At 65.5% G+C, this 681-nt stretch carries 2 protein-coding genes; both read left to right on the forward strand.

Annotated features, from left to right (window positions below; translation table 11 throughout):
* The coding region (gene pilM / locus AAE045_RS23560; protein ID WP_455549733.1) for a type IV pilus assembly protein PilM at positions 1–465 on the forward strand (465 nt) is incomplete at its 5' end.
* Positions 465–681, forward strand: a 217-nt coding sequence (locus tag AAE045_RS23565) for a PilN domain-containing protein (protein ID WP_455549734.1), incomplete at its 3' end; no start/stop codon positions are given. The genes pilM and AAE045_RS23565, both read left to right, overlap by 1 nt.

The raw sequence follows: 681 nt of genomic DNA on the forward strand, positions 1-681 counted from the left end.
GGCGCCACCATGACCACCCTGAATGTCCTGCGTGGCGGCCGCAGCCTGTACAGCCGCGAACAGGTGTTCGGCGGCAAGCAGCTGACCGACGAAGTGATGCGCCGTTACGGGCTGACCTACGAAGAGGCCGGCCTGGCCAAGCGCCAGGGCGGGCTGCCGGAAAGCTACGAGATGGAAGTGCTCGAGCCGTTCAAGGAAGCCACGGTCCAGCAGATCAGTCGCCTGCTGCAGTTCTTCTATGCAGGCAGCGAGTTCAACCGGGTCGACCACATCGTGCTCGCCGGCGGCTGCGCGGCCCTGACCGGCCTGCCGGACATGGTGGAAGAGCAGCTGGGCGTGGCCACTGTGGTGGCCAACCCGCTGGCACAGATGACCCTGGGCCCGAAGGTGCAGGCACACGCCCTGGCCCAGGACGCCCCGGCGCTGATGATCGCCACCGGTCTGGCCCTGAGGAGCTTTGACTGATGGCGCGCATCAATTTATTGCCCTGGCGCGCCGAGCGGCGCAAGCAACGCCAGCGCGACTTCTACGCGATGCTCGGTGCCGCCGCCATCGGCGGTCTGCTGCTGTCGCTGTTGATCTGGTTCTATTACGACCGCCAGGTCAGCGGGCAGGTGGATCGCAACACCTTCCTGCAGGCCGAGATCGACAAGGTCAAGGAGCAGAACAAGGAAATCGAGC

Origin of the sequence: Dryocola clanedunensis (assembly GCF_038405435.1) — a bacterium.
Classification (GTDB): Bacteria; Pseudomonadota; Gammaproteobacteria; order Enterobacterales; family Enterobacteriaceae; genus Dryocola; species Dryocola clanedunensis_A.